Origin of the sequence: Prevotella fusca JCM 17724, from assembly GCF_001262015.1 — a bacterium.
Classification (GTDB): domain Bacteria; phylum Bacteroidota; class Bacteroidia; order Bacteroidales; family Bacteroidaceae; genus Prevotella; species Prevotella fusca.
In genome coordinates this window covers 870,065-893,278 of record NZ_CP012074.1, presented here as the reverse complement: position 1 = coordinate 893,278, position 23,214 = coordinate 870,065, and the positions used below count along the sequence as shown (strand labels likewise).

The following is a 23,214-nucleotide window of genomic DNA, read 5'->3' as shown; positions in this document are numbered from 1 at the left end:
TTTTCATGCAGTCCAAGGCTAACACATGGTCTTTTGGCTTCTAAAAGACGCCCAATTGACTTGCAATAGATGCCCTTTTGAGGTCTAACTGACGCCCTTTTGAAGTCCAATTAAGCACCTTTTCTTGCACGACTTTATAACTGATTGATTTACTGTTGGTTGCAAACTTGCTTTTTACACGTGTTTTTGCCTTTATCTGTAGGTGTTTTACCCGAAATTATGTCATGATTTTTCAAGACGTTGTCTGCATATTCAAAGTATTAAAATGAAAAGGTTTTCTGTGTCGAAGGATGATAATAAAGTAGGTAGCCAAGACCGTCTTGGCTATGTTTTTATTTAATGAACAACTTTGGTTCTTCCGCTAAAGCTATACAAAAAGTGTCCACGCATTTAACAGATGAACCTTTTTCTTTAAGTATGCCAGGTTTGTTTTTACGCTAATCGGTGATATTTTCGTGATATTATTTTTCAATGGATGTTTAGTTTTCCTTGATTTGAAAGAATATTCTTGTTGAGTTAGCGTTATATAATAGTATATAAGGTATAGAGGTTCTTCTAACAGCATATTAGTGAAAGATTAGGTAAGATGGAAAAGTTATCAAAGATAGGAAGATATGATTTTTTGGCAGAGCCGTTTCATTGCGACTTCTCCAACCACTTGTTTATGGGGCATTTAGGTAATCACATGCTGAATGCTGCTGATTTCCACAGCAATGAGCGTGGTTATGGTATGAATTATCTCAATGAGGTCAATAGAACATGGGTCTTGAGTCGATTGGCTATTGAAATGGTGGATATGCCGAAAGCGTATGACAGGTTTTCTGTAGAGACATGGATTGACAGTGCGATGAAGTTTTTTACGGGGCGTAACTTCAAGATTGTTGGGGAGTCTGGACATGTCTATGGATATGGCAAAAGCGTCTGGGCTATGATTGATTTGAATACTCGCCAGCCTGTAGACATCCTTGCTGTCCGTGACGGTCTGATTAATGAATATGTTGAAACGGAGTACACTTGCCCGATAGAGAAGTCCTCACGTGTGAAGATGTCTGCGGAAGCTGATCCGATACGCTCGATAGATACTTATTACAATGATGTAGATGTCAATGGACATATAAATTCTGTGAAGTATATTGAACATGTGCTTGACTTGTGGGACTTGGCTTGGTATAAGCGTCATACCATCAAACGGTTTGAGATAGCCTATGTTGCAGAGTCGCATCAAGGCGACTGTCTTCACTTCTATCGTGAGCAGCGAGATACTGACATTGACTTCAACGTCAGAATAGCCAAGAGCAATGGCGGGGGAGAGGAGGCGGAGGTCTGCCGTTGCAGAGTGCTGTTTGTATAAGGAACATGCCTTGAATAGAGGTCTGTAATACTTTGTCTGGACGCCAGAAAGTAAGAATATAGGGACGCACGAATCGTGTGTCTTTGTTATTTTGTCTTGATATTTCATATTCTTGAAATCTTGATGATGACAAGTTGCATGCAAACTAAGGCTTAGTTGACGTCTAATAGGTGCTTAATTGAAATTCAATTCAGCACCTTTTCTTGCAGTGTTATGTAACTATTTTGCTGCCTGATAGTTGTGGGTGTGAGCGTAAAGGCACTTTTACACCTGTTCTAAACAAGAAAGATGGGAGTTTGTGTATGGATATTTCAAAATCGGGAATGCGAGATTATTCCCTTTATGTTTCTTGCAAAAAGATAAAAACAAAGTCGGTACTATAAACATATAAGTCTTTTGTGTTTATAGTATTTGCAGAACAAAGAAAGTTGTGACAGAGATATATCTGCTACAATGAAAGCAAGTATTTGGAGACCTGTAAGTCTTTTTATTCCTGTTCTATCTGTCTTGATTGGAAAGAAGAAGGGTTTTCCTGCCTGTAAAACCGTCTGTCAAGGCAGAAGAAGGAAGCTGCCATCCATGAGGATTTCTTCTTCGAGAACCATCTCTCGCATCACTTCCTGCATAAGTTCCCAATTGTCATTCAGCTGGCGAATCTCTGTAATGTGATGTTTCTTTCTATCTGATAGCAGTGCTTGCAGTTGTTGTCGGATTATTTTTTGTTCATCATCGTTATCTTCGTCGGTATGTGAAAGACAGACGTCACATTGACCACAGTCGGCTGACTTTGTCTCACCAAAGTAGCAAAGTAACTGCCTGCTCCGACAGATACGTTCGTTCTGTGCGTAGTTGATAACTGAGTTGATACGTTTTATGAACTGTTCTTTCCGGTCTTCATATACGTTCTTGTCAAGGATAACATCTACACCGTCAATACGGTCTTGTGCGTAGCTGACAAGCGGCGTGTTCTTGCGGGGGATGAAGTTGATGATACGTTTCTTGCTCAGGTTTACAAGTATCATATAAGTCTGGTTCCTGTCCAGTCCGGCTTCCTGCGCAATATAACTCTCATCCACATATCCATAATCAGAGAACAGTCCGCCATAGTTGCGGAGCAACGCCGTAACAATGTCGTTTTCCTTGTCGCTGAGAGAGTCAAGGCGGTAAAGGTCGTCACGGTTCAGTAGGAATCTGATGCGTGCCTTGGTGTCCGGGTTCTGCTCATAATCAATATATCCGGCTCGCTGGAGGATTGTCAGTGCTGCATTTGCACGGATAGGGAAGTGTTTGAAGGTGTTACAGAACTTGTCTATCGGGAATTCAAAGATACATCCGCATCCGCTCCCGACCCCTATCTGATAGAAGTAGGCAAGGTGGTCATAAACAGTCTGGATGTATTCTTTGGGAGGGAAAGTGTCTTCAATGCGTTTCTGCAGAGTTCGGTTGTCGTTCCCGTTGTAAAGCAGTACGGCGTATGCCCTCTTGCCATCACGTCCTGCACGTCCTGCTTCCTGGAAATAAGCCTCCAGTGAACTTGGACAGTCAATGTGGATGACGACCCGTACATCAGGCTTGTCGATACCCATTCCAAAGGCATTTGTTGCCACAATGACGCGTGTCTTGTCATTCTGCCAGTCATTCTGTCGTTGGTCCTTGACGGCAGGTTCCAGCCCGGCATGATACCATGTGGCTGAGATTTCGTGCTGTGTGAGCATCTGTGCAATCTCCTTCGTGCGCTTCCTGCTGCGGCAGTAGACGATGGCTGTCTTCGGGATAGACTGGAGGATATGCACCATTTCGGCATTCTTGTCCTCTGTCTGTCTGACAACATAAGCCAGATTCTTGCGCTCAAAGCTCATACGAAAGACATTCCTCTCCTTGAATCCCAGGCGGTCCTGGATGTCATCGACGACTTCTGGGGTGGCAGTTGCAGTCAGTGCGAGAATCGGTGCGTCGGGTACTAACTTGCGGATGTCGGCAATCTGCAGGTAGGACGGGCGGAAGTCATAGCCCCATTGGCTGATGCAGTGGGCTTCATCAACGGTGATGAAGCTCACTTTCATGTGGCGTAGTTTTACTTGGAAAATGTCGGAACCAATGCGTTCTGGTGAGATATAGAGCAGTTTTATCCCTCCAAAGATACAGTTCTCCAGGGTCGCAACGATGGCATCACGACTCATTCCCGAGTAAATGGCTGCTGCAGTGATACCTTGGCGGCGAAGGTGGTCAACCTGGTCCTTCATCAATGCGATGAGTGGCGTTATGACTAAGCACACGTCCTCCTGGGCTAATGCAGGCACTTGGAAGGTCAGTGACTTTCCTCCTCCTGTCGGCATTAGTCCTAAGGTGTCTTTTCCTGAACCGATACTCTCAATGATTTCTCTCTGAATACCGCGAAAGTCAGGATAGCCCCAGTATTGATGAAGAATATCAAGGTAGGACATTGAACTTTGAAGTTTGGGCTTTGAAGTTTGGAATAGTCTGCTTTATCGGATGGTTTTCTTAATAATCAGTCAACTGTCAATTATCAACTATCAACTTTCTTCCGTAGGTCTGATGTCTTCAATCTGCAGCTGGACGGCTCCACGTTTGAAGACATTGTCCTCAATAGTGTAGGCAATGTCAAACGAACGTTTTGACTTGATATAGCGGGCAGACGCACTCTGACCGAAGGCTATGCCATTCATTACGTTGTTTGAATTGGAGTCGACTAATTCCAATTTGATATGTTCCTGCTCACGTCCTACCACCTTGCTCGTTCCGAAGTCGTAGACATCCAATGTGCAGAAGATGGGCTTGGGGTTGCCAGGACCGAAGGGTGCAAAGCGTTTCAGGTCGCTGTGCAGCTTCTTGGTTATATCCTTGAAGTCAATGACCGCATCAATGTCCAATATTGCCTCACGCTGTTCGGGCTCAATATGTTCCTCGACGTATGTCTGGAAACGCTGACGGAATTCCTTCACATCAGCCCACTTCATTGTCAATCCGGCAGCGTATGTATGTCCGCCGAAGTTCAGCAGCAGGTCGCGGCAGCTCTTGATGGCTGCATACACATCGAATCCTGCTACGCTGCGAGCTGAACCCGTTGCGAGGTTCTCATCACGTGTCAGCACCACTGTCGGGCGGAAATAGATTTCGGTCAGACGGGATGCAACAATTCCTATGACCCCCTTTTTCCAGTGTTCGTCATAGAGGACGATGCTCGACTGATGCTTCTGACTTTCGAGACGAGCCACAATCTGGTTCGCTTCCTCTGTCATCTGGCGGTCTACGTCCTTTCGCTGTTCGTTGTATTCATCAATGTGCTTTGCCTGATGGAATGCTAAACTGTATTCCCTTTCGACAAGCAGGTCAACGCTCTTCTTTCCATTCTCCATTCGTCCGCTGGCATTGATGCGTGGTCCAATCTTGAAGATGATGTCACTCATGGACAGCTCACGACCGTTCAAGCCGCAGATGTCAATGATTGCTTTCAGTCCAAGACTCGGGTTCTGGTTCAGCTGCTTCAGTCCGTGGAAGGCAAGGATGCGGTTCTCATCCACCACGGGAACGAGGTCGGCTGCTATGCTGACGGCACAGAAGTCGAGTAGGGGAATGAGTCGGGAGAACGGAATATTATTGTTCTTTGCAAATGCCTGCATGAACTTGAAGCCTACACCGCAACCGCAAAGGTCCTTGAAAGGATAGGTGTCATCCGGACGTTTGGGATTAAGGATAGCCACTGCAGGTGGCATTTCCTCGTCGGGGACGTGGTGGTCGCATATGATGAAGTCTATTCCCTGCTCCTTGGCATAGGTTATCTCTTCGATTGCCTTGATGCCACAATCGAGGATAATGATGAGTTTTACTCCTGTTTCTTTGGCGAAGTCTATTCCTTTCTTGCTCACTCCATACCCCTCATCATAGCGGTCGGGGATGTAATAATCAATGTTTGAATAGAACTGTCGTAAGAATTTATATACCAACGCAACAGCCGTACAGCCGTCTACGTCATAATCTCCGTAGACTAAAATGCGCTCCTTGTGTCCCATTGCGTCATTGAGACGGTCGACAGCTGCATCCATATCCTTCATCAGGAAGGGGTTGATGAGGTCTGCCAACTGCGGACGAAAGAACCGCTTGGCTGCACTTTCAGTCGTTATGTTACGGCGTATCAGCAGTGAAGCAAGGATGGGGCTTATGCCCAGTTTGTCTCCTAAGTCTTTAGCTGCATTGTCCTGAATTGCTGCAGGTGGTGTGTAGTTCCATTTAAAGTGCATTTTAAATTGTTTTTATTTCTGTCCGTAAAGGTACAAAAAAAAAGGCAAACGAGAATGTTATGTGGAGTATTATTTGGTTCTGTGTTGTCAAGTGGTAATTGGATAATAAGCCCAAATGGTCTTATATTCCTTATATGTCCAATTAGTTCAATTAGCTATAAAACAACAATCCCACTCCAAATTATTGGAGCGGGATTGTTTATGATTTTGTGTGGATTATTGAGTGATGGAAAGCAGAAAAGATAATCCGTTGCCATCTTAACCTCCAATATGTTCATTCCACACGGCTGATTTCTTAAAGTCCCATCTTCTTGCGGATGTCCTTAGGAATGGCATTCTTGTTTACCATATAGTCCATGGTGTTAGCTGCGATGAAGTTCTTGGTCATGTACCAGATACCCTTATAGTCGCCACTTTCACCCCATGAGTTCTTTACCATATAGTATTCCTTGCCATTCTGATCCTTTGCGATACCGTAGATAAGCATACCGTGATCGTCAGTCAGCTCCCAGTTGTCGAAACGCTCCTGACGCTGTTTCTGTGTAGGCTCAATCTCTGGTACGTTTACACCGAGTGAGTCGATGATGTCCTTCTTCTTTGCAGCAGAGAGACCGAGCCAGCGAGCCATGTCGCTTCCCTTCATGCTCTCAACCTTCTTGCCGTCAACCATATAAGCCAGACCCTTGCGTGTGAAACCAGGCTCGCTGACGTCACCACCCCATGCTACTGTGTAGCCGTTCATGACAGCATTGTCAATGATACGCATCATCTCGTCCATCGGAAGGTTGTAAGACAGTGGGTAACGCCAGTTGTCCTGTACCTCAACAGCGAACTGTGAATAGAATGGATGGTGTGTGTAAGAAGTAATGGTAACATAGTCACTCCAGTTCAGACCGAGGCTTGCAGCAAAGCTCTTCGGAGTGTACTGTTTGCCTTCATAGGTGAAAGTCTCCGGACACTTGCCGAGGTAAGCATCGAGAATACCCTGCAGACCTTGCTTCCACTGGCTTGAAAGTTTATTTGCCTTGTTGCGTGCAACAGCGTTTACGTATGGTTCCATCAATGAGAAGAACTCATTGAAGTTGTTCAGTGAATCACCATAGAGAGAGCCTGGGAAAGGCATTGCATTCTCTGGGCAGATGCCGTTGTTCTCAAGAGTGTACAGCACGTCATACGCTGAACCTCCCTGTGCAAACTGGCAGTCACCGTGCAGGCGAACTACCTGGATAGCACGTTCCATATATGTCTTGTTGGCAACGAAGCTCTCACAGAGGTCGTATGTCTTGCCTGTCTTCTTCAGAATTTCAGCCTCGAAGTAGCTGAGGGTAGAGTAATCCCAGCATGTACCAGAGCGGTTCTGGTCCTTGATACTTGTGATAGGAATCTGCTTTACTACTGTAAAAACAGGTTTGTTGGAGGTTGCACCCTCTTTCTTGTCTGCGGCATTAGCACCTGTCGCTACCAAAGCGAGTAGTGCGGCTACTAAAGTTTTTCTCATAAGTTTTTAAAAAGTTGGGTTGCCGTTGCAGGTTTGCTATAGCGGCAACCTTGATGAAATATTAATATAAATGTTTTGTTACTTTCTGTTTGCTGCGATGAAGTCTTCAACATCCTGTGGGTGATAAGGAATAATATCCTTGCCGATGAAACGGCAGCCATCCTTTGTGATGAGGATGTCATCTTCAAGACGGATACCTCCAAAGTCCTTGTATTCATCCAGCTTGTCGAAGTTCAGGAAGTCAGCACAATGCTTCTTTGCACGCCACTCATCGATAAGGGCAGGAATGAAGTAGATACCCGGCTCATCAGTGACAACGAAGCCTTCTTCCAGACGGCGACCCATACGCAGACAGTTGGTTCCGAACTGCTCAAGGTTAGGACGTGTCTCCTCATCGAAGCCCACATGAATCTGGTCGAATGATTCCATATCATGAACATCCATACCCATCATGTGACCCAGTCCGTGAGGCAGGAACATTGCGTGTGCTCCGGCAGCTACTGCGGCATCAGTATCACCCTTTGCCAGTCCAAGTTCTTTCATGCGGTCGAAGAGAATACGGCAGACAGAAAAGTGTACGTCAGCATACTTGACACCTGGCTTAGAAAGTTTCAATGCTGCATCGTGGCACTCTTCTACGACCTTGTAAATCTCCAACTGCTTCTGGGTGAACTTGCCACTTACAGGGAATGTGCGAGTATTATCGGAGCAGTAGTGGTTGATGGTCTCAGCACCACAATCACAGAGAGCAAGCCGACCTGCCTCCAATACTGCCATAGAAGGGTTACCGTGCATAATCTCACCATGCTGTGAGAAGATGGTTGGGAATGACACCATGGCTCCGTATGAATTGGCGATACCGCTAACCTGACCACCAACGAACTTTTCCGTAACTCCTGGCTTACCCAGTATCATGGCCGTCGTGTGCATCTTGTAGCCGATGACAGCCGCACGCTCCAGCTCTTCAATCTCTTCCTGTGTCTTTACGGAACGCATCTTGACAACCGCACGGATAAGGTCAAGGCTTGCTGACTCTTTCTGCTGGTTTGGATGAATACCGAAGAGGTCGAATATCTGAATCTTGATGTCTGCACGGTAAGGGGGCAGGAAGTGGACCTTGCGATGCTCGCGCAACGCATTGTTGCAGATGGTCTTCAGTCCCTTCATGTTGATCGTGTTAGCCACGCCGACAGCGTCAGCCATGTCTTTCACCGAGTCAACACTGCCATACCAGACAATGTCGTCAATATCAATATCATCACCAACAAGCGTTTCGGTGTCATTGTCGATGTCGATAACACCAACTAATCCGTCACGCTTCTGACCGAAATAATAGAGGAATGATGAATCCTGGCGGAAGGGATAATACCCGTTTGCCGGAAAGTTTGCAGGTGATTCGTTGTTGCCGAAGAGCATGATGATACCACTCCCGACAAGCTCCTTCAGCTCTGCACGGCGCTTTACATAGGTTTCTTTGTTAAACATATTTCAAAAATTAGATGGTTTGAATGCAAAGATAGCTATTTTTGTTTGAAAGTTATTAACTTTGCAGTTGTTTTTTTACGTGAATTTATGCAAATTGATAGGAATACTGGATTGGTGTTGGAAGGAGGGGGCATGCGTGGCGTGTTTACCTCGGGTGTGCTGGATGCTTTTATGAAGCATGAACTTTATTTCCATTACACGGTGGCTGTGTCGGCAGGTGCGTGTAACGGGCTGTCATACGCCAGCCGCCAGCCTCGGCGTGCACGTATTTCCAACATTGACATGCTTACCAAGTACGACTATATCGGTCTGCGGCATCTCGTTACGCAGGGCTGCATCTTCGACCCCGAACTGCTTTATCATCGTTTTCCCTACGAGCTTGTCCCGTACGACTATGATGAGTATTTCCGTAATTGCAAGCGTGGCGACATCTTTGAAATGGTGGTGACAAACTGCCAGACAGGCTTTGCAGAATACCTTTCGGAGGCATCGGGTGATACGAACAGGCTCAATGAGTTGGCACGCGCTTCGTCAAGTCTCCCTTATGTCACCAAGATTATCATGATTGATGGTAAGCCGATGTTGGATGGCGGTATTGTTGACTCCATTCCTGTCTTGCGTTCCATAGAGACTGGACACGAGACGAATGTCGTTGTCAGCACACGCAATAAAGGTTGGAGAGATACAGGACGTGACCATAAACAACCCAAGTTTATCTACCGTAATTATCCTCGTCTGCGTGTAGCTCTGAGCCGTCGTATAGAGGCGTATAACCGTCAGCTTGACCTGGTTGATGAGTTGGAGGAGCAGGGCAAGATTCTTGTTATCCGTCCCGAGAAGCCGGTTGTCGTCGGGAGAATGGAAAAAGATGTCGATAAGCTCGAAGCACTTTATGAAGAAGGATTTATGTTGGGCGAGAAGTTTGTACGGGAAAACCTCCCTCCGTTCCTCCAAAAGAAGGGAGCACCTGACGGGATGCTGTCGGGAGAAGACTGAATGAGGACAGACAAAATATGGTTCTTCCGTTAAATGCATGGACACTTTTCGTATAGCTTTAACGGAAGAACCGAGGTCATTCATTAAACAAAAACATAGTCAAGATGGTCTTGGCTGTCTTTTTGTTATCATCCTCCGACACAGAAAACTTTTTCATTTTAATACTTTGAAAACCGAGACAACAGTTTGAAAAATCATGACATAATTTCAGGTAAAACACCTACAAATAAAGGCAAAAACACGAATAAAATGCAAGTTTGCAACCAACAGTAAATCAACTGGTTATAGAGTCGTACAAGAAAAGGTGCTTAATTGGACTTCAAAAGGGCGTTAGTTAGACCTCAAAAGGGCATCTATTGCAAGTCAATTGGGCGTCTTTTCAAAGCCAAAAGACCATGTATTGGTTTTGAGCCGTATGAAAATAGTTTACAAACATTGGTGGGTATGGGGATAAGTCGTTTGTAGAAGACGGAAAGACATGGTATTTATTTGCATTCTTATGTCATGCTTTATCCCTTTTTGTGAGACCGTCTAATTTTGGATAGTCATACCATACAGGTGTATAAACCCGTTATAAAGACATACCGGATGCCGACAAGAAAACAAAATCTGTTCAGGCTCTAATGGACTGATTGGTGGCAAAATGCAAAGAAGTTGTTTCAAAAGTATGGATGTGTGGCTTGTGCCTCCGTACTTTGAAACAACTTCTTTTTATGATGTAATATGGGTTGTGTTATGCTTTCAACTCATAGATTCTTGACAAGTAACCTGTCAGTCGTGTAGAATCGTTTGTTTGTCAACTTGCTTAACCCAACAACCTTACCGTTTGTCATTCCGTTTGTTTGTCAACTTAATTAGCAACATACTTTGGTGATTTACCGTACTTGTTGTCCTGAGGCTGGCTGTCAAAAAGGGTGAATACGAAAATAACAAGACCTAATACCATGTTTGCCAGATAGCAAAGCAATGCAAGGAGACCTGTGCTGCCACTCATGGCAGAACCAAGAACTCTCATCATCTCTGAAACGTCATTTGCTCTTATTGCCGATACGTATGCATAAAAATCGATAGCACTGGCGAAGAGTGCCGCAGCAACCAGACCAATACAAGCCTGAGCACCCCACCACCAGCCGCTTCTGCCAGTGTCATGCAGGCGTCGGAACAGCATTGATACGGCTCCAATAGTCATGAAGAGGAAGGCAAAAGGTCCTACAAATGGAATAATTGAGAGAACAAAGGATAAGATGATGAATGTAAGAAAGCCCCACCAATATTCAGAGCGACGGATACGTCCGTTGAACTGGAACATTTTTTTAAACAGGTTCTGTGCTGCTTCAGAAAAGCCTACTTGTGGTAATTCTTTAAATTGTGCCATAATAATTAATGTTTAAAAGTTAATATAAATATTTGTTTATCTTATTCTTTCAGTAAATCGGGACGTAATCGTCTTGTGCGTTCCATGGCTTGGTCGAACTCCCACTGCTTGATTTTAGCTTTGTTTCCACTGATCAGGATTTCAGGAACATCCCAACCATTATAACTGCGGGGGCGTGTGTAGATAGGCGCTGAGAGCATGTCGTCCATGAAGCAGTCGGAAAGTGCACTCTGGTCGTCACTGATAACACCGGGGACCAGTCGTACCACAGCATCGGCAATGATGGCTGCCGGCAGTTCACCACCCGTCAGTACGAAATCGCCGACGGATATTTCACGGGTGATGAGGTGGTCGCGCACACGCTGGTCAATCCCCTTGTAATGTCCTGCAAGTATGATGAGGTTGCCTCCCAAGGAAAGTTCGTTGGCTATCTTCTGGTTGAACTGTTCACCGTCAGGCGACGTGAAGATTACTTCGTCATAGTCACGTTCTTCCTTCAAGGCAGCAATGCAGCGGTCGATAGGCTCAATCTGCATGACCATACCAGCCTGTCCACCAAAAGGATAGTCGTCAACACGACGCCATTTATCCTTTGTGTAGTCACGAAGATTATGCAGACGAATCTCTGCCAATCCTTTCTTTTCAGCTCTGGCAAGGATACTCTCGTGTACGAATCCCTCCAGCATCTCTGGTAATACGGTGATGATATCTATTCTCATATTGCTACAAAGTTAACTAATCTTTTGCTATTACGTTGATAGTTTAAGAAAATTTTGTAACTTTGCCGCCGTTTCTAAATATATAAACAAAGAACAATTATGAAAAGATTCTTTTCCCTCGCTATCTGTCTGATAGCAGCTTTTGGTTGTGCAAGTGCACAAAACGTTCAGTTACATTATGACCTGGGGCACAGTCTTTACAAAGACATGAGTTCACGTGCGTCGGTTACGACAACAGTGGAAATGTTCAAACCTGACACCTGGGGTTCTACCTTTCTGTTCACCGATATTGATTATAAGAGCGATGGCGTAATCGGTGCTTATTGGGAAATTGCACGTGAGTTTAATCTTACGACGAACAAGCAATGGGCAGCGCACGTGGAGTATAACGGTGGTTTAGGAACCGGCAAGACGGCGGACAGCTATTATGGTAACCGTTACCAGCATGCTGTTCTTCTTGGTGGTGCATGGAACTGGGCATCAAAGGACTTTTCAAAGACGTTCAGCCTTCAGTTGATGTATAAGTATCAGTTTAAGAATGGTCATACGGGTGCGCATCCATTCAGTGGCTTCCAGCTGACAGAAGCGTTGGGTACGACCTTTGCAAAGGGGCTTTGCACCTTCTCTGGTTTCTGTGACCTTTGGTATGATCCAAATGTTAATGGTAAGTTGATTCTTGTCTCTGAGCCTCAGTTCTGGTTTAACCTCAATACGCTCAAGGGTATGAAGGATGTGAATCTCTCTCTGGGTACAGAGGTTGAAATCAGTAACAACTTCGTTTGGAATGACCGTGGCGAGAATAACCGCTTCTATGCTATCCCTACGGTAGCTGCCAAGTGGGCGTTCTAAGTAACCAAATAAAAAAGTTTTTAATGTGATATAGAAAAAGGAGACGAAGCAAAAATCGTCTCCTTTTTATTATGTTTTGTATTGTTTTTATCGTTAGAATAGACTTCCTTCTGTTGATTGAGAAGGGTTTTCTGCCGCTGTGTCTTGTGTAAAGCGGGCAATGAATTCGTCCTCGGAGATAATGGGGATGGAAAGTTCCTTTGCTTTCTTGTTCTTTCCTGAGGCACTTTCTATGTCATTATTAATAAGGAAATTCGTTGACTTGGAGACAGAACCTGTCACCTTGCCGCCCTGACTTTCAATGTAAGCCTTCAGTTCGTTGCGGTTTTTGTAATGGTGCACGTCACCTGTAACGACAAAAGTCAATCCCTGACAACCACTGCCTGTTGGGGCTGATGAAGGCTGACTGATGTTGAGTTCTGCCAGCAGATGCTGCAACATGGACTGGTTGTCAGCATCTTTCATCCATCGTACAAAACTTGCACTCTTCTCTGGTCCGATACCTGCAATGGTCGAGAAGACATCTTCCGCAGGGCTTTCTATAGCTGTTTTGATAAGCTCCTCCAATGGATAAGCAGACAACAGGCGGTTGCATACATCCTGTCCTACGAGCGGAATGTTAAGTGCAAAGAGTAGACGACGTGCCTCCACGCTGCGTGCTTTCTCAATGGCCGCAAGCAGTTTGGTAACACTTCTGTTGCCGAAACCGTCCATTGTACGTAGTTCTGTGGCGTGCTCTGTGAGATGGAAGAGGTCGGCATACTCACGAATCCAACCAAGGTTGATAAATTTCTGGATAGTCTGTTCAGACAGCCCGTCAATGTTTACACCCTCCTTTGACACAAACCTACCGAATTTCTTTAGCTGTTTGGCAGGGCAATGTGTATTTGTACAGTGTAGTGTACGTGTTCCGCTGACTTCGCTTTCGCTGACTTCTGTGGCCGAATGGCATACAGGACAAGTAGTAGGAATGTGGAAGCTGCCAACGCTTTCAATGACGTTGATAACCTTCGGGATAATCTTATTCGCCTTAATGACAGCTATCTTCGTTCCCTTGTCGCCAATCCCCAGACGTTCACACTCAGAAATGTTGCAGAGCGAGGCACGCTTTACGATCGTTCCTTCCAGTTCTACAGGACGGAAGACAGCCACTGGTGAAATCGTAGAGGCGGCACATGACCATTCTATATACTCCAGTTCCGTTTCTGCACTCTCGTCCTGCCACTTGAAGGCATAGCCTGCCCGTGTGGCATGATGACCTGTAACAGAACCTGTTGCGGCATAAGCAGTATCGTCGTATGAGATAACCAAACCGTCAACAGGGTAGGGAAATGGTGATGAGCTTGCTCCAGTAACTCTCTCTGTCCAATGATGGATAACAGCTTCTATGTTGTCAACAGTCGGCTGCTCGATGATTTCCCTGTCTATGGCTTTGAACCCTTGTTGTTCGAGCCATGCCATGCGTTCTCCCCAAGAGGTAATCTCCTCTTCTGTATAGACGAGTGTAAAGGGAATCCAGCACAAGTGTCGGGCTTTCACTTCATTGATATCTTTCAGTGTAAGAGAACCTGATGCGAGGTTGCGAGGATTAGCATATTCTTCCTCCGACTCCATGTTGAACTGTTCGAAATCGGGATAGCTGATGACCGCTTCGCCACGGATAACGAGGTGTCCTTTGTAAGGAATGTTCTGCAAGATACCGTCAATAGCCTTGGAAAGGTGGGTGATATTAGTCCCGATATGTCCATTACCACGTGTGACAACCTTTGTCAGTTTACCGTTATCGTATGTAGCAACAAGCGTCAATCCGTCCAACTTCCATGAGAGCCATATAGGTTTGTTTTCAGCCCATTTGGCAAGGTCTTCTACTTTCTTGGTCTTTGCCAAGGATAGGGCAGAGAACTCATGCTCCTCCTTTTTACCTGCAACATTATCGGCAGAAACATTCTGTGTCGGCGAATCGGGGAGTATGATACCTGTTTCTTCTTCTAATTTCTTGAGCTTGTCAAATGCAGCATCCCATTCATAGTCGGTCATGAGCTCTTCACGACCATTATAGTAAGCATCAGAAGCTGCGTTAAGTTGATTGACAAGGGATTGTATTTCTGTATTCATTGTATTGTTTGATGATTGACGATGATAAGTCGTTCTAAATTATTATAAGTTGAAACAGGTAATGACAAGTAGCTTGGTTTTGTTACCAGAGTTGCTTGATGAGTGCTGCATCGGCAGCCGTCCAGTTGAGTTCTGGCAGTTCTTCAGGTGTCAGCCAGCAGGAGTCAATATGTGCAAGGAGCTTGAAATCGTTATCACGTGCCATACAGTCGTATGCCGTAAGGCTGACAGTAAAGTCTGGATATTCATGTTTAACACTGCCAAGTTTTGCACCTACATAGATATTCCAGTCCAACTCTTCGTGCAGTTCACGCCGCAACGCCTCATAGTCATTCTCTCCTTTCTTTACCTTTCCGCCAGGAAACTCCCAGTGTTCAGCAATGTAGTCAGGACCTTTGCGCAGTCGCTGTGTGCAAAGAATCTTGTCGCCATCACGGACAATGGCACAGACAATGTTGAGATGTTTCTTTTTCATATCATTATTCTATAGTTCTGTTATATCTTAGCTTTTACTTCTTGCTTTGCATGCAAATATACTACAAATTACTGAATGATGCTCTTTTTCTTATAATTATTTTGGTTTGTTTATGTGCCAACTCATATCTTTTGTTTATCTTTGTACACCAGAAAAAGTATCGAAATTTTAAATATTATGTCTACACTAACAATTGCTATTATTGTTGTCTTCGTGCTGGGTTATATGCTCATTGCCATGGAGAGCCTTACTAAAATCAACAAGGCAGCCATTGCCCTGTTGATGTTCGTGTTCTGCTGGACGCTTTACATGTTTGATCCGGCACCGTTCGTACAGCTGATGCACCCTGGCTTCCAAGGCACAGGAGATCAGGTTGTATCATTTGTGAACTCCTTGATTACGGAGCATCTGGGTGATACTGCCACAACGCTCTTCTTCCTTATGGGAGCAATGACGATTGTGGAAATTGTCGATCAGAACGGCGGCTTCAACTGGGTGAAGGACGTGATGCAGTCAAAGACGAAGCGTAGTCTGCTGTGGAAGATAGCTTTCATGACCTTCTTCCTTTCTGCCATCCTTGATAACCTGACGACAAGTATCGTGATGGTTATGATTCTGCGCAAACTTGTTCAAGACAAGAAGGACCGTTTGATTTATGCGTCATTGGTCATCATCTCGGCAAACTCTGGTGGAGCTTTCTCTCCAATCGGTGATGTCACGACTATTATGTTGTGGAATGCCGGCATGGTAACAGCAGCAGGTGTTATCAGTGAGATTTTCATTCCTTCATTGATATCAATGTTGATTCCCGCTTTCTTGCTGCAGATGTCGCTGAAAGGAAAGATACAATATGATGACTTGTCTAATGACCTGACAGGTGACCGTGAAATATTGGAGTTTACCGGCATACAGCGTAAACTTATCTTTGGCATTGGTGTGGGTGGTCTCTGCTTTGTTCCTTTATTCCATTATCTTACCGACCTGCCTCCTTTTGCAGGTATTCTGCTGGTATTGGGAGTCTTGTGGACAGTGACGGAATTGTTCTATCGTGGTCTTCACAGAAAAAGAGGTGACGATATTCAGTTCTCAAAACGTGTGAGCAGTCTGCTAAGCCGTATAGATATGTCAACCATCCTTTTCTTCCTCGGTATTCTGATGGCTGTGGCTTGTCTGGAGGAAGTAGGTGTGTTGAAGGAGCTTGGAAGTGGCCTGAATACAGCCTTCAACAAAAATCATTATGCAGTGACGGGTATTATCGGTGTACTCTCATCAATTGTTGATAATGTGCCACTCGTTGCCGGTAGTATGGGTATGTATCCTGTTGAGGCAATGGGTGATATGGCTGTTGACGGTATCTTCTGGCAGTTGCTTGCTTACTGTGCTGGTGTGGGCGGTTCAATGCTCATCGTCGGTTCTGCCGCAGGTGTTGTTGTGATGGGACTGGAGAAGATTACCTTCGGCTGGTATATGAAGCGTATTACGTGGATTGCATTTGTAGGCTATATTGCAGGTATCCTTTCATACTGGATTATCCGCACGTTTATCCTTGTAAGTCCTCTTTAGGAGTTTAATCTTTAGAACATTATAATTCAGCAGGGACATAAGCCCTTGTCTGTCCGAAGAAACATATTTTTATATGGACAGATTTGGGCTTTTGTCCCTATATTTTTTGTTTTCTGTCATATAAGTGGAGCTTGGGGACGGGTTTTACAATCATTTTTTTTGCTTTGTTTATGCTGAGCTTGATAGATTTTTCGTAACATTGAGCGTGTGAAATATATTTACATTAATTGTCACTTTCCCTATTTGATATAGACGCAAGAATGTGTTTTGTTTCACCTTTGTAACCTGTTGGAAACAAGTTGGTTATAAAGGCTCTTTTCAAAAGGTGCTTAATTGGACTCTTAAAGGGCGTTAGTTAGACCTCAAAAGGGCATCTATTGCAGGTCAATTAGGCGTCTTTTAGAAGCCAAAAGAGCATATGTTGCAATCGGTGTGCTGAAAAAACAAGACAAACCCCGTACGTGTAAGTGTTTGTTCGTATTTGTATAAAAGAATAGGGGTGCATAAATCTATGCACCCCTATTTATTACTTATATCATGACTTATACCATCTTGACCTTGTGGTAATGTGTTCTATAAAACTTTATGGTTGTTTTGATTCTTTGTATAAGTCGTAAAGCTAAGCTGTTTGTAGTTTTATCTTAGTTGGCAAAGCGTACGTTCTGTGCGCTGTAGCCTACCTTGATGTTGCCCTGGATCAGTTTGCCCTCTGGTGAGTAATAGAACACTTCACTTGGTGCTTTATAGCTTGGATTGTCGATAACATAGATGTATCCCTTGTTGTCAACATTCACCTGCTGTGGTTGCTGAAGACCTGTCATGTCAATATTAGTTTCTGTTCCAGTCTTCAAGTCATGGACGAAGAAGCGTTTGTTTGTATCATAGTAAGTTGCATACAGGCATACAAGTGCGTTCTTCTGTATATTGTAAGCAATAGCACTTGCTTTGCAAACGCTTGTAACCTTGTCGGTTGTAGCATCAATCTTCTGTACAAGAGCGTTTTCGCTGTGGTAAGCTGATACAAAGTAAATGTCATTACCCACGGCAATACTCTGGTTGTAAGGATTCAGAGCAACTTCAACTTCTTTTACTTTCTTGAAAGAGCTAAGGTCAACAATGGATATAGATTTTCCCTTGTTGTCATAATTGTGGTCAGACATGTTGGCATACAGTTTACCGTTGGCAACAGAAATAGCCTCTGGATATGGACCTACTTCAACTGAGTCAACGATTGGCTTTTGCATGTCGTTGGGGTTCATCTTATAGATTTTACCACTATATGCGGAGAAGTAAACGTATTTTCCATCAGTAGCCAGATAGCGTGGCTCAACTTTGGGCATGAGTATTTTCTTTTCAAGTCTTCCTAAACGGTTCAGAATTTCAATCTTAGACGAAGTGGTGCTGGTAATGACAACCTTGTTGCCGAAGACAATCAGGTCCTGTGCATCGCCAACCTCTTCTCCGTTCTGTGCAGTGTAAGCATCATAATAGCGGAAAGGTGATTTGGGGCGGTCGGTGGCATTGTAGAATAGAATGCCGATAGTTCCGTCGTTCTGCTTCCAGTTTCCTGCACAGGAAACGTAGGTTGTTGGTGATGTTACCTCCGGCTGTGTGCCATTGTCAAAGTCATTGTCATCACTACAAGCGGTGAACGTAAGCGCTGACATCAGAATGATACCAAGCGCAAGGAGATTCTTTTTCATTTTTCTTATTGTTTTGTTTATAATTGTTGTTATCTGTTTTAATCCTTCTTCCATAATTCTTTCTATCTTCTTCCTCTTGTTTTTGCCCTTTTGTTTTCTTTTTCCTCAGAGCTTCCAGCTTACTGAGAGCCGCCAGTTGGTGCCCGGCATAGGATAGAAGCGTACAACCTCATAGTTTTTGTTGCCAAGATTGCGCACATCGAGCTGTAAGCGTAGCTGTTGTTTGAGGATTCGGAAATTCTTTGAAAGCGTAACGCTATGGTCTGTAAAGCCTGTCATACGGTTTTGTGGGATGGAATATCCCAGTGAATAGCGTTCACCCATCAGCAGTACATTATAACTTAAATCCATCCAAGGGGTGTGCAGCAGTGTGCTGGCTGAGCCGGAGTGGAGTGGGGTGTAGGCTATCTGGTCACCATAGAAGACGTCAGTGGGGTTCGTTCTGTCGGTTGCATTGAGCAGACTATAGCTTCCTGTCATGCTAAGCGACCAATCATTAATCCATCGTTTCTCCATGTTGGCAGACAAGTCAAGCCCAATCTGTCGAACCTTTCCTGCATTCATCATCTGCCAATAGAACATCCTCGGCACTGCAATAATCTTGTCAGTGACGTTGCCGAAGTATCCATCTGCCGTCAACGAAAGCTGAAGTGCATGGTTGAAGGTGTGAGAGTAGGTTGCACCGAGGTTCCACTGGCGTGACTTCTCTGGGTTCAGACGGCGGTTGCCAACACCTGTATAATAGAGTTCGTTGAGTGTTGGCGTGCGGAAAATGTCCTTGTAACCAAGGCGGAAACGGAGGTCTTGCAGGCAACGCCATTGTAAACTGAAAGCAGGAGAGAGGCGGTGGAATCCGTTAGAGGCATTCCCCAGTTTCACTCGTTCGCTGATATTCGTTGCAAGGAGTGAGCTGTTGAAGGTGAATTGTCCAGTACGATAGTTTGCTGCCAGCGCCGTCCACAGGGAGTTGCGTGTAGGGTTGGCAGCCTGTGGGAGCGTCATTGAGAGGTGATTATGCGCATAGTCCTGTGCCAGGGAGAGGTGAAGTCCCTGCAAGGGTTGGGTCCATAGCGTAGCTGTCAGGTATGCCTCCTGCTGTCTGTAGGTGTCTTCTTTATAACCACCAGCGGGCACATCCGAGTAACGTGACCATGAGTAGTTCCACTTGGCAGCTGCTTTCAGCTTGATATGCTGGCTGAATCGGTTTTCATAGAAGAACTGTGTAAAGACGTTTTTGTCTGCCAAACGCTCGGCAGAGTAGGTGTTGTCGTAGATGACTGCACCCGGTAAGCCTCGATGAGAGGTGAATCCGTATGCCTTCCACTTCAGGGTCTGACGGTTGTTGAGCTGATAGTCAAGGTTTACTTCGCCTCGCCAAGTTTCAATGTCGCTGTTGTTGCGCCGCTCATGGATGGTCTTTATACCGTTTTTCAGCTTGAAGAAGTATATTCCGTCAGCTCTTTCATAGCTTCCGTATGCACCGATGGCGAAATGGGAAAACTGCTGGCGGAAGAGTAGGGAAGGTGAGAATAGCCCGTAACTTCCCGTGCGAACGGTCGTAGAGAGGTTAGTCTTCTGTCCTGTTGTTTCACTGTTACGGTCTGCATAGCTTTGCAGTGTGCTGATGTTAATCATTCCTGCGGAAGCGTATGACTTCGCACTCTGATAGACATCATCGTCCTGTCCTATCTGAAGACTTACGAGCGAGACATTGTCGAGTGTAAAACGGGAAAGGTCAACTTGTCCGCTCTGGCAGTCACCCACCTGTACGCCATCATAGACAACGCCTGTATGTCCCGCACCAAGTCCACGGATGTTGACCGTCTTCATACCACCTACACCGCCGTAGTCCTTCACCTGCACACCGGAAAACCGTTTCAAGGCATCACCCATGTCACGGATGCCAAGACGTTCCATGTCAGCGTGTGAAAGTGTTTGTATGGGTGAACTAGCCAATATGTTTCCTGAAATACGGAAACCATTGACTACAACCTCCTTAATTGTTTGTGTTGTGTCAGTATCGACAGTCTGTGCTATCATTCCGAGAGGGCACAATAACAGTAAGAAGGAAGCCAGCTGCCTCATATCTCATGCTGTAATCAAAGGGTTCTATGCAGTGCCCTTCCTCGAGGGATGCAATGACTTGCAATGGCAGGTCTTCTGACTTGTTGTCCAAAGTGTAGCAAACGCCTTCGGTTCTATGTCAACTAGTGGCTTCTGTTTGCCTATAAAAGACAACTTACAGCTGCGGGACAGTAGCGGAATCGCACCGCTTTCCCTTTTTAATCATGATGGTAATGAACCTATTGCAGTTGCAAAGGTACGATAAAGAGAAGAGATTGGCAAATAATGTCGTGTCTTTCTGTGTCTTATGCAAGTCAATCTCTACATGCCGTTCGTGCTTTATCATTCTATATTGGTTGCAGAATACATGCTTTGTTTATCCCAATAAGCTGAAATGTTGTATACGTTTCTGTTTATGGGCATTGGAAATAAATCAGCCGAATTTCCTCTGTAGGTGTTTCATCTTGTGACCTCCCCATTCATTATCATCCACGTAAACGAAGCCTACGTGATGATAAAGCCGTTCTGCCTGTGGATTTCCTGTGTCAACGAGCAGTCCTGTGGGTAGATTCATCTTCCTGCCCTTTGCTATTGTGGCTTCAAGCAGTTGTGTGGCAATTCCTTGTCCACGGAAATCCTTGTCCACGCAAAGTGAATCAACATACAGCTCACCTGCTGTTGTCTCGTCATCCATGTCCGAGTAATCACGCCCGAAAACAGCCAGTGCTCCATCAACGAAGGGCTGCCTAAGTCTGCGAAGTGTGGCACCGTCGTAGCTGACACAGATACCAGCAATATTGTTGCTCTCTGTTATTGCAACAAGCGTATTAAGATAGGAGTATTGTGAGTCATCACGTTCCACAAGTGTTGTTATCAGCTGATGAAACTCTTCCAAGGTGTGGTCAGGTCCTGCAAACCACTGACAGCAGTCGTAGTTCATTGCCTCCATTATCAGGTGGGCTATCGCTGCTGCCTGCTCTTTTTGTGCATCTTCAATCCTAATCATGGTGCGAAGATACGAAAACTATTTGGTTAAATGTGCCAGTCATGGGTATATTATATAATAAGGTGTGTTTAACATCTATCGAGCATTTGAAATACTCACTACTTCAAGACACCATAAAATCCTACCGACCAACTTGGCAAAACTTCCTTTTTGTAATAATAAAATCAATCATAGAAAATTATAGATGCTTAATTGCGTTGCAACTAAGCCTTAATTGAGGTCTAACTAAGGCTTAATTGAAGGTTAAAAGGGCGTTAGTTAGAACCCATTTAAGCACTGATAATTTTACCACTTTGTAATTAGTTGATATTCTGTTGGTTGTACACGTGTGCTTTTGTAGAGCCTGTTTATGATTCAAAGAAGACTTTTCGGCATGTTATGTAAAGATATTTCGCAGCTCCAAATTGCTTGTTCAAGAACTGTTTGCATTTCCTTGAAAGAGTCTACATGTATTACATGCTGATGTATGTCTGTCCTATTATCAGGCAATAACAACATTTTTTTGACGTATGTTTTCAAAGCACTCTGATAACTGATTTCGGTTAAAAAAAATACCCTCAACCCCTGTTCGATACGAAAAAGGGTTGAGGGTGAGACTTATGTTTTTAGGAACTTAAGTCCTTCATTGCTTACTGTGCAGCTTCGCCGCCTTTGCCCTGCATCTTTGCAGCAGCTTCCTGTGCAGCCTTCTTAGCAGCTTCCATCTGCTCTGGTGTTACTGATTTGGCAGCCTCCTGTGCTTTTGCCATACCCTCAGTGATAGCCTTTGCGTCAGCCTTTGAAGCAGCACCGATTGCAGCACCGATAGCCTCAGCTGCAGCTTCATTACCAGAAGCCTTCAATGCAGCCTGAAGATTCTCAGAGTTGTCAAGCATCCACTGCTGGAGCTTGGTGATGTATTCCTGAGCCTCCTGTGGGTTCTTCTGAGCCAGTTCAGCCATCTTTGTCTGGGCGTTAGTAAGCAGTTCAGACAGTCCCTTGCCATCCTTTGCCTTCACTTTCTCGTTGAGCTGTTCAACCAGCTGGTCAGCGTTAGCTGGAGCTTCAGCTGCTGCAGTAGATTCGTTAGTAGCAGAATCAGTCATAGCTGCTTCAGCATCAGCCTTTGGTGCATTTGTCTTACTGTTGTTACAACTTGTCAGCGTCATCGCTGCTACGGCGATTGCCATAATAAAAACTTTCTTCATAATTTCTTTAGTTTAGGTAAAATTGGAAGTTTCTTTTGAATTCTCGTCAAAGATAGGTATAATTCTGTTCACTTGTTTGTCTTGTTAGGATGATTTAACTTTTAAGTTGTGAAAAAATGTTTACTCTATCTGTTTGGAGGGAATATTGAGTTTGTACTTGTTGTCTGTCCCAATAATTACACCCCTATCTTACTACGTAATCTCTTTTACCTTATTTCCGCAGCATTATTTCTTGTGAGAAATCCAAGTGCCTGAGAAACAAAGTCCTCAAAACACTTGGATATGTCAGAATTTTCACCTATCTTAGTGCTATCAAATAATAAACAAGCAAAAATCTGACATGACAAAGGTAGCAATTAAAAACGAGAATATCATTTCTTTCGGAGGAATTTATCACATCATAGACGTTTTTCAAAGTTGGGCTTTGAAAAATGCGTGGATGTTTTTCGTATAGCTTTAATGAAAGAACTGAAGTTATGCATTAAATAAAAACATAGCCAAGACCGTCTAGGCTACCTACTTTGTTATCATCCTCCGATGCAGAAAACCTTTTCATGTAAATACTTTGA

The 23,214-nt window shown here is 44.6% G+C and carries 16 protein-coding genes and 1 riboswitch; of the genes, 4 read left to right on the top strand and 12 right to left on the bottom strand.

Annotation, left to right across the window (positions count from 1 at the left end):
• The first annotated feature begins 586 nt into the window (after positions 1 to 586).
• Positions 587 to 1,351, top strand: coding sequence for an acyl-[acyl-carrier-protein] thioesterase (locus tag ADJ77_RS03630; protein ID WP_025078648.1), 765 nt, complete (start codon positions 587 to 589; stop codon positions 1,349 to 1,351).
• A gap of 551 nt (positions 1,352 to 1,902) precedes the next feature.
• Here the strand turns inward: ADJ77_RS03630 and ADJ77_RS03625 are convergent.
• The 4 genes from ADJ77_RS03625 to ADJ77_RS03610 form a co-directional block, all read right to left on the bottom strand.
• On the bottom strand, positions 1,903 to 3,795 hold the full coding sequence (locus ADJ77_RS03625; RefSeq protein WP_025078649.1) for a RecQ family ATP-dependent DNA helicase: 1,893 nt from the start codon (positions 3,793 to 3,795) through the stop codon (positions 1,903 to 1,905).
• A gap of 90 nt (positions 3,796 to 3,885) precedes the next feature.
• The gene (gene recJ, locus ADJ77_RS03620; RefSeq protein WP_050696028.1) at positions 3,886 to 5,610 is read right to left on the bottom strand and encodes a single-stranded-DNA-specific exonuclease RecJ; all 1,725 of its coding nucleotides are present in this window, start codon (positions 5,608 to 5,610) and stop codon (positions 3,886 to 3,888) included.
• 295 nt (positions 5,611 to 5,905) lie between these two features.
• The gene (locus ADJ77_RS03615; protein WP_050696027.1) at positions 5,906 to 7,108 is read right to left on the bottom strand and encodes a C1 family peptidase; all 1,203 of its coding nucleotides are present in this window, start codon (positions 7,106 to 7,108) and stop codon (positions 5,906 to 5,908) included.
• A gap of 78 nt (positions 7,109 to 7,186) precedes the next feature.
• Positions 7,187 to 8,593, bottom strand: a complete 1,407-nt coding sequence (locus ADJ77_RS03610; RefSeq protein ID WP_050696026.1) for an aminopeptidase P family protein — start codon at positions 8,591 to 8,593, stop codon at positions 7,187 to 7,189.
• 87 nt (positions 8,594 to 8,680) lie between these two features.
• Here ADJ77_RS03610 and ADJ77_RS03605 point away from each other — a divergent pair, with 87 nt between their 5' ends.
• A complete protein-coding gene (locus ADJ77_RS03605; RefSeq protein WP_050696025.1) occupies positions 8,681 to 9,589 on the top strand; it encodes a patatin-like phospholipase family protein in 909 nt (302 codons plus the stop codon).
• A gap of 850 nt (positions 9,590 to 10,439) precedes the next feature.
• On the opposite strand, the gene ADJ77_RS03600 is transcribed toward ADJ77_RS03605, so the two are convergent.
• Together ADJ77_RS03600 and trmD are read right to left on the bottom strand one after the other, a co-directional pair.
• A complete protein-coding gene (locus ADJ77_RS03600) occupies positions 10,440 to 10,964 on the bottom strand; it encodes a DUF805 domain-containing protein (RefSeq protein WP_042741014.1) in 525 nt (174 codons plus the stop codon).
• A gap of 41 nt (positions 10,965 to 11,005) precedes the next feature.
• On the bottom strand, positions 11,006 to 11,683 hold the full coding sequence (gene trmD, locus ADJ77_RS03595; protein WP_025078650.1) for a tRNA (guanosine(37)-N1)-methyltransferase TrmD: 678 nt from the start codon (positions 11,681 to 11,683) through the stop codon (positions 11,006 to 11,008).
• Between the two features lie 99 nt (positions 11,684 to 11,782).
• Here trmD and ADJ77_RS03590 point away from each other — a divergent pair, with 99 nt between their 5' ends.
• Positions 11,783 to 12,532 (top strand): nucleoside-specific channel-forming Tsx family protein, encoded by a 750-nt coding sequence (locus ADJ77_RS03590; protein ID WP_025078651.1) that lies wholly within the window; start codon positions 11,783 to 11,785, stop codon positions 12,530 to 12,532.
• Between the two features lie 93 nt (positions 12,533 to 12,625).
• On the opposite strand, the gene ligA is transcribed toward ADJ77_RS03590, so the two are convergent.
• Together ligA and ADJ77_RS03580 are read right to left on the bottom strand one after the other, a co-directional pair.
• On the bottom strand, positions 12,626 to 14,647 hold the full coding sequence (ligA, locus tag ADJ77_RS03585) for an NAD-dependent DNA ligase LigA (RefSeq protein ID WP_025078652.1): 2,022 nt from the start codon (positions 14,645 to 14,647) through the stop codon (positions 12,626 to 12,628).
• Between the two features lie 82 nt (positions 14,648 to 14,729).
• Positions 14,730 to 15,122 carry a (deoxy)nucleoside triphosphate pyrophosphohydrolase gene (locus ADJ77_RS03580; RefSeq protein WP_050696024.1) on the bottom strand — a complete coding sequence of 131 codons (393 nt, stop codon included), beginning with the start codon at positions 15,120 to 15,122 and terminating at the stop codon, positions 14,730 to 14,732.
• A gap of 177 nt (positions 15,123 to 15,299) precedes the next feature.
• Between ADJ77_RS03580 and nhaD the strand changes: the two genes are divergently transcribed.
• Entirely contained in the window at positions 15,300 to 16,685 is a 1,386-nt protein-coding gene (gene nhaD / locus ADJ77_RS03575; protein WP_025078653.1) for a sodium:proton antiporter NhaD, read from the top strand.
• Between the two features lie 641 nt (positions 16,686 to 17,326).
• Here nhaD and ADJ77_RS03570 read toward each other — a convergent pair.
• The 4 genes from ADJ77_RS03570 to ADJ77_RS03555 form a co-directional block, all read right to left on the bottom strand.
• Positions 17,327 to 18,388, bottom strand: coding sequence for a YncE family protein (locus ADJ77_RS03570; protein WP_025078654.1), 1,062 nt, complete (start codon positions 18,386 to 18,388; stop codon positions 17,327 to 17,329).
• Between the two features lie 105 nt (positions 18,389 to 18,493).
• Positions 18,494 to 20,473, bottom strand: coding sequence for a TonB-dependent receptor (locus ADJ77_RS03565; RefSeq protein ID WP_050696023.1), 1,980 nt, complete (start codon positions 20,471 to 20,473; stop codon positions 18,494 to 18,496).
• A 48-nt stretch (positions 20,474 to 20,521) separates the two neighbouring features.
• Positions 20,522 to 20,711: riboswitch (cobalamin riboswitch) on the bottom strand.
• 174 nt (positions 20,712 to 20,885) lie between these two features.
• Entirely contained in the window at positions 20,886 to 21,458 is a 573-nt protein-coding gene (locus ADJ77_RS03560) for a GNAT family N-acetyltransferase (RefSeq protein WP_025078655.1), read from the bottom strand.
• Positions 21,459 to 22,087: 629 nt separating this feature from the next.
• Positions 22,088 to 22,645: a hypothetical protein gene (locus tag ADJ77_RS03555; RefSeq protein WP_042741015.1), complete on the bottom strand. Its 558-nt coding sequence runs from the start codon at positions 22,643 to 22,645 to the stop codon at positions 22,088 to 22,090.
• Positions 22,646 to 23,214: the final 569 nt, after the last annotated feature.

What these genes read in the sequence shown, in the direction of transcription:
- ADJ77_RS03590 (WP_025078651.1), top strand. Translation starts at nt 11,783, where the DNA reads ATGAAAAGATTCTTTTCCCTCGCTATCTGTCTGATAGCAGCTTTTGGT.
- ADJ77_RS03580 (WP_050696024.1), bottom strand. Translation starts at nt 15,122, where the DNA reads ATGAAAAAGAAACATCTCAACATTGTCTGTGCCATTGTCCGTGATGGC.
- ADJ77_RS03555 (WP_042741015.1), bottom strand. Translation starts at nt 22,645, where the DNA reads ATGAAGAAAGTTTTTATTATGGCAATCGCCGTAGCAGCGATGACGCTG.
- ADJ77_RS03625 (WP_025078649.1), bottom strand. Translation starts at nt 3,795, where the DNA reads ATGTCCTACCTTGATATTCTTCATCAATACTGGGGCTATCCTGACTTT.
- ADJ77_RS03600 (WP_042741014.1), bottom strand. Translation starts at nt 10,964, where the DNA reads ATGGCACAATTTAAAGAATTACCACAAGTAGGCTTTTCTGAAGCAGCA.
- ADJ77_RS03615 (WP_050696027.1), bottom strand. Translation starts at nt 7,108, where the DNA reads ATGAGAAAAACTTTAGTAGCCGCACTACTCGCTTTGGTAGCGACAGGT.
- ADJ77_RS03565 (WP_050696023.1), bottom strand. Translation starts at nt 20,473, where the DNA reads ATGAGGCAGCTGGCTTCCTTCTTACTGTTATTGTGCCCTCTCGGAATG.
- ADJ77_RS03630 (WP_025078648.1), top strand. Translation starts at nt 587, where the DNA reads ATGGAAAAGTTATCAAAGATAGGAAGATATGATTTTTTGGCAGAGCCG.
- trmD (WP_025078650.1), bottom strand. Translation starts at nt 11,683, where the DNA reads ATGAGAATAGATATCATCACCGTATTACCAGAGATGCTGGAGGGATTC.
- ADJ77_RS03570 (WP_025078654.1), bottom strand. Translation starts at nt 18,388, where the DNA reads ATGAAAAAGAATCTCCTTGCGCTTGGTATCATTCTGATGTCAGCGCTT.
- ADJ77_RS03610 (WP_050696026.1), bottom strand. Translation starts at nt 8,593, where the DNA reads ATGTTTAACAAAGAAACCTATGTAAAGCGCCGTGCAGAGCTGAAGGAG.
- ligA (WP_025078652.1), bottom strand. Translation starts at nt 14,647, where the DNA reads ATGAATACAGAAATACAATCCCTTGTCAATCAACTTAACGCAGCTTCT.
- ADJ77_RS03560 (WP_025078655.1), bottom strand. Translation starts at nt 21,458, where the DNA reads ATGATTAGGATTGAAGATGCACAAAAAGAGCAGGCAGCAGCGATAGCC.
- ADJ77_RS03605 (WP_050696025.1), top strand. Translation starts at nt 8,681, where the DNA reads ATGCAAATTGATAGGAATACTGGATTGGTGTTGGAAGGAGGGGGCATG.
- recJ (WP_050696028.1), bottom strand. Translation starts at nt 5,610, where the DNA reads ATGCACTTTAAATGGAACTACACACCACCTGCAGCAATTCAGGACAAT.
- nhaD (WP_025078653.1), top strand. Translation starts at nt 15,300, where the DNA reads ATGTCTACACTAACAATTGCTATTATTGTTGTCTTCGTGCTGGGTTAT.